Raw genomic sequence first — 3,786 nt, 5'->3', positions numbered from 1 at the left:
CCATCGAGACGATCAAGCACGGCCTGCCGACGCGGCGCGTCGAATCCTGGCACTACACCGACCTGCGCCGGTTGCTGAATACCGTGCCGGACTTCGACCCGGCCGCCTTGGCCAAAGTCATTGCGCCGATCGTCGACGGTTCCACCGTGGTGTCGATCCTGAACGGCAAGTCCGACGCCAAAGCGCCGGTTCTTGAAGGCGTCTCTTTCCAGCGCCTGTCGGAAAAGCTGGTCGACGGCAGCGCAGCACCTGGGCTCGACCCCTATGGCAGCGACGACGCCATCGGCGCGCTGAACACGGCTTTCGTCGCCGACGGATATTTTGTCGACATCGCCGATGGCGTGGAACTCGAAAAGCCGGTCGAGCTGCAGAACCTGCAGGCCGGCGGCCAGACCCATGTGCGCCTGCCAGTGCGTGTCGGCGCCGGCGCCAAGGCCGTCATCGTCGAACGGCAGACAGGTGACGGCGCTGCCCTGGGCAGCTCGGTCAGCCAGCTCGTGCTCGGCGAAGGCGCCGAGGTGACGTGGCTGATTGTCCAGGAACAGCCGGAAACGGCGACGCATCTGGCCCAGTTCAAGGCCCATATCGGCAAGAATGCCAAGCTGACGTTGTTCGTCATGAACGCCGGCGGCAAGCTCGTGCGCCAGGAGATCATGGTCAGGACGACTGGCGAAGGCGCCGATTTCAAGCTGCGCGGCATCAACCTCTTGGCCGGCGACACCCATACCGACGTGACCATGGTTCTCGACCACGCCGTGCCGCACACGACCTCGACGGAGATCATCCGCAACGTGGTGACGGGCAAGGCGCGCGGCGTGTTTCAGGGCCGCATCAACGTCCATCAATATGCGCAGAAGACCAACGCCAAGATGGCATGCAACACGCTGTTGCTGTCGGACGATGGCGAGTTCTCGACCAAGCCGGAGCTTGAAATCTTCGCCGACGACGTGATTTGCGGCCATGGCGCGACGGTCACCGAGATCGACCACGATCATCTGTTTTACCTGATGGCGCGCGGCGTCGACGAGAAAAGCGCGCGGGGCTTGCTCGTGAAGGCCTTTGTCGCCGAGGTGATCGAGGAACTGGACGACGAGGCGATCGTCGAAGCGCTGGAAGCGCGGCTCGACGGCTGGTTCGTGGCACACGGGTGACCTGATGAACGCACCGGGCAAGATCGGAGATTTCTACGACGTCGAAGCGATCCGCCGCGATTTCCCGATCCTGTCGCGGGAAGTCTATGGCAAGAAGCTGGTCTATCTCGACAATGGCGCCTCGGCACAGAAGCCGCAGGTGGTGCTCGACGCTGTCCAGCACGCCTACAGCCAGGAATATGCCAACGTCCATCGTGGCCTGCATTTCCTGTCCAATGCCGCGACCGACGCCTACGAAAAGGCGCGCGAAACGGTACGCCGTTTCCTCAACGCGCCAAGCACCGACAACATCATCTTCACCTCGAACACGACCTCGGCCATCAACACCGTGGCCTATGGCTATGGCATGCCCAACATCGGCGAGGGCGACGAGATCGTGCTGTCGATCATGGAGCACCACTCCAACATCGTTCCCTGGCATTTCATCCGCGAGCGGCAGGGCGCCAAGCTGGTCTGGGTGCCGGTCGACGATCTCGGCGTCTTCCACATCGAGGAATTCGAAAAACGGCTGACCGACCGCACCAAACTGGTCGCCGTCACGCAGATGTCGAATGCGCTGGGCACGGTGACGCCGATCAAGGAAATCGTGCGCATCGCGCATGCGCGTGGAATTCCCGTCCTCGTCGACGGCAGCCAGAGCGCCGTGCATATGCCGATCGATGTGCAGGATCTCGACTGCGACTTCTTCGTCTTCACCGGGCACAAGGTTTATGGCCCTTCGGGCATCGGCGTGCTCTACGGCAAGAAGGACATTCTCCAGGGCATGCGCCCCTTCATGGGCGGTGGCGAGATGATCGAGGAGGTGACGGAAGACATCGTCACCTACAACGAGCCGCCGCATCGTTTCGAAGCCGGCACGCCGCCGATCGTGCAGGCGATCGGACTGGGTGCCGCGCTCGACTATATGGAAACGATCGGCCGCGAGCGCATCGCCGCGCATGAGGAAGACCTCAAGACTTATGCGCATGAGCGGCTACGCGCCATCAATTCGCTGCGCATCTTCGGCGATGCGCCCGGCAAGGGCGCCATCATCTCGTTCGAACTGCAAGGCATTCATGCGCACGACGTGTCGATGGTGATAGACAGGCAGGGCGTTGCAGTCCGCGCGGGCACCCATTGCGCCCAGCCGCTGTTGAAACGTTTCGGCGTAACCTCCACATGCAGGGCATCGTTCGGCATGTATAATACCAGGGCCGAAGTCGACGCATTGGCCGAGGCGCTTGAAAAAGCGCGCAAATTCTTCGGATGACGTTTTTTGGGTGACGACCATGGATGATGCAAGCATCGCTGCCGAGACCACTCCGGAAACCGCGCCCAATGCGCTGGTTTCGGGATCGGCCATCCCAGCCGACGAACTGGCGCGGTTGACCGACGACATCGTATCGGCGCTGAAGACGGTCTACGATCCGGAAATCCCGGCCGATATCTACGAGCTCGGCCTCATCTACAAGATCGACATCGAGGACAATCGCTCGGTCAAGATCGACATGACGCTGACCGCTCCCGGCTGCCCTGTCGCCGGCGAAATGCCCGGCTGGGTCGAAAATGCCGTCGGCGCCGTCGAAGGCGTGTCCGGCGTCGAGGTCAACATGACCTTCGACCCGCCCTGGTCGGCCGACCGCATGTCGGAAGAGGCGCAGGTGGCGGTGGGCTGGTACTAGCGTCAAGCCTGGCACACTTGCGCCAGGGATAAAACTTCACCATTTTAGGTGAGGAATCATTCGGCAGGCCTTGAACCTGCATGGAATGGAAGGAAAAAGAATGGGACGCTTCGCCGTCATCACCATGACCGAAAAGGCCGCCGACCGGGTGCGCGAGATCGTCGCCACCCGCGACAACGCGCATGGCATCCGCCTCGGCATCAAGAAGGGCGGCTGCGCCGGCATGGAATATACGGTCGATCTGGTGACCGAGCCCAACACCAAGGACGACCATATCGAGCGCGACGGCGCGCATGTCTATGTCGCGCCCGAGGCTGCGCTATTCCTGTTCGGCACCGAGATGGATTTCGAGCAGACGACGCTGCGCACCGGCTTCACCTTCCACAACCCGAACCAGAGCTCGGCCTGCGGCTGCGGCGAATCCGTCGAACTGAAGCCGGCCGACCTGAAGGCACTGGCAGAGGCACGCGCTTCGGCCTGATTTTTTCCTTCGCCCCGTTTACGCGGAGAAAGTGTCACGAAGTGACGGATGAGGGGCAGCGCCAGCCTCTCCAGAGTTAGCTCCGCCCAGCCTGCCGGCGTACGTCGTTAGAAAATCCAAGCAATTGGCTTTTCGTTCGGTGCGCGGATCACTCCTCACCTCCCCGTAAACGGGGCGAAGAAACTCACTCCACCCACATGCCCGTCCGCTTGTGCCAATCGGCGATCGATTCCTCGGGATAGACGTCGAAGACCTTGTCGTGCTTGCCAACCACCGGCTCCACCCAGTTCGCTTTGTATTTCAGCATCAGGTGCACTCGGCTCGGCGGAATGGGTAAATCGCTGTCGATCGCTGAGGCGAAGGGGTGCACCAGTTCCGGCCATGTCGGATCGTAGAGCCAAAGGGCTGAGCCGCATTTCTTGCAGAAATTGCGCTCGCCGGTTGAGATTTCGCAATGCGGATGCTCGTCGTCCTCGATCTCCGCCCGAAAGAC

Annotated in this window: 4 protein-coding genes and 1 pseudogene; 4 read left to right on the top strand and 1 reads right to left on the bottom strand. The window is 61.7% G+C overall.

All coding sequences use genetic code 11. The annotated features are described in order from the left end of the window. The 4 genes from sufD to sufA all read left to right on the top strand — a co-directional run. On the top strand, window positions 1-1,151 hold a 1,151-nt coding region (sufD, locus tag EN991_RS27055; protein ID WP_127369908.1), incomplete at its 5' end, for a Fe-S cluster assembly protein SufD. A gap of 4 nt (window positions 1,152-1,155) precedes the next feature. Then, entirely contained in the window at window positions 1,156-2,400 is a 1,245-nt protein-coding gene (locus tag EN991_RS27050) for a cysteine desulfurase (RefSeq protein WP_013532158.1), read from the top strand. A 19-nt stretch (window positions 2,401-2,419) separates the two neighbouring features. Next, complete coding sequence (locus EN991_RS27045; RefSeq protein WP_013532157.1) at window positions 2,420-2,812, top strand: SUF system Fe-S cluster assembly protein; 393 nt, start codon at window positions 2,420-2,422, stop codon at window positions 2,810-2,812. A gap of 100 nt (window positions 2,813-2,912) precedes the next feature. Continuing rightward, a complete protein-coding gene (gene sufA, locus EN991_RS27040; RefSeq protein ID WP_013532156.1) occupies window positions 2,913-3,293 on the top strand; it encodes a Fe-S cluster assembly scaffold SufA in 381 nt (126 codons plus the stop codon). A gap of 184 nt (window positions 3,294-3,477) precedes the next feature. Here the strand turns inward: sufA and EN991_RS27035 are convergent. After that, a pseudogene (locus EN991_RS27035) lies at window positions 3,478-3,786 on the bottom strand (GFA family protein); the annotation flags it as partial.

This window comes from Mesorhizobium sp. M7A.F.Ca.US.005.03.2.1 (assembly GCF_003997795.1).
GTDB classification, from domain to species: domain Bacteria; phylum Pseudomonadota; class Alphaproteobacteria; order Rhizobiales; family Rhizobiaceae; genus Mesorhizobium; species Mesorhizobium ciceri.
The sequence above is the reverse complement of the archived record's forward strand: the minus strand, read 5'-3'. Positions and strand labels throughout refer to the sequence as shown.